Annotated in this window: 2 protein-coding genes; both read right to left on the reverse strand. The window is 42.9% G+C overall.

What is annotated here, in order from left to right:
• Positions 1-614 (reverse strand): vWA domain-containing protein (locus F6K38_RS41640; protein ID WP_287360696.1); only part of this gene is annotated, 614 nt, incomplete at its 3' end.
• The coding region (locus tag F6K38_RS41645) for a hypothetical protein (RefSeq protein WP_287360699.1) at positions 556-1,539 on the reverse strand (984 nt) is incomplete at its 5' end. The genes F6K38_RS41645 and F6K38_RS41640, both read right to left, overlap by 59 nt.

The following is a 1,539-nucleotide window of genomic DNA, read 5'->3' on the forward strand; positions in this document are numbered from 1 at the left end:
TCGTAGACATTAGTGGCAGCACAGGGTCTTTTACTGGCAAGCTCATCAAGATAGTTTTGGAGATCTGGGTCTCCTACAGGAAAAAATTTATTGAGTGTGGCTTGATTAACAGGATAGCCGCCATCTGGACAATATTGGGGATGGGGTTCACCAAAGGGAACAATTGCCACTTGAGTATCACTACTGCGATCTGCTGTCTTGTTGATAAATTCCCGAATCGCTGCAGTGGCTCCCTCCAGTTTGCTTTGGCTAGAGCCTGGTTTATCCGGATTTGCCATACTGCCACTCATGTCTAGTAAGAAGACAATCCAGGCCGAAGGCTGCTCAGCTTCTGTGGGATTTTTCCAATGCTTGGGCTTAAAGGTAACTTGATCATTATTTACATAGACCTGGAAATTTTCATCAGTGAGATTGGTGACAGGTTGGTCATATTTATTTTTGACTTGGATGCGAATTTTGACCTGTTCATCGTCAACGGTGGCATTAAGAATTTTTGCTTCTTGTGCCTGTACTCCACTAGGATAAGTAAGGCAACCGGCACACAATATTAGTAAACTAAGCTTGCGGGTCAAAGAAACGATTGTAGTAGACAAAGCGATAGATTTTTTCTTCATTTTTACCTCCTGGATAAAGGCTGTTAAAGGTCAAGACATGGTTATGTTTCAAAATAATATCGTCGCGATTTTTCAAGGGTTTACCGTTAATTTCGATAGTATGGAAATGTTGGGGATTTGGAGATAAGATAGCTTGGCGCTGCATCACGACTATGTCTGCTACATGGAGTGGCAATCCAGGCAGATAAATATCAGAGCCTCCTTTATGGTTTGTCTGTTTGACAGCAGAGCCAATTCTAATCGTGCCAGTAGCAGGTAATTGAATTGACAACCCCTCTTCGATTTCATAGGCTTTACTTTTACTGACAAATTTTAGTAGAGACTTATTGATATAGGGAAAAGGATTATTGACGGTGGTCACCCCTGGCTCAATATCTTCATAGTTATCTCCCCTGTATTCAAAACCACCACCCGCTCTCAGTGCTGCCATATAACTTGGTGAATTGGTAATGCTAAACACTAAACCGAGCACCAAGCCTAGAATGGAGAATCCTAGAGGGTCTTCAAAACCTCTGTTTTCGATCTCACTCAACAGTGGGCGGATGGATTCAAACAGTAGAGCAGCAACTAACGCTGCACCACTAGCAGCCATCATGCTAGTTTTTAACCGTTGTTGGAAGCGTTTGGGATCCCCTGCTTCCACACTGCGCCACCACCAAGTAAGTCCCTCTGCCAAGCCTACTGAGCTCCCTATTAAGAGCCAACTTAGGAGTCTAATTATAATTCCTGGCATAGGAGATAGTAACAGGATTTGGTAAATCAGTCCAGAAATTAAACCGATGATAATTCCTAAGCCAGCAGCAATCAGGATCGGAATTTTGGCAATGCGGAGGTTTAGTTTAAGTCTGGTGGGGTTACTAATAAAGATTTCATTAATTACCATCCCCACGGCTAAGGAGATAGCAATGCACGGAAATAGGACAAT

This window comes from Moorena sp. SIO3B2 (genome assembly GCF_010692525.1).
GTDB lineage: Bacteria > Cyanobacteriota > Cyanobacteriia > Cyanobacteriales > Coleofasciculaceae > Moorena > Moorena producens.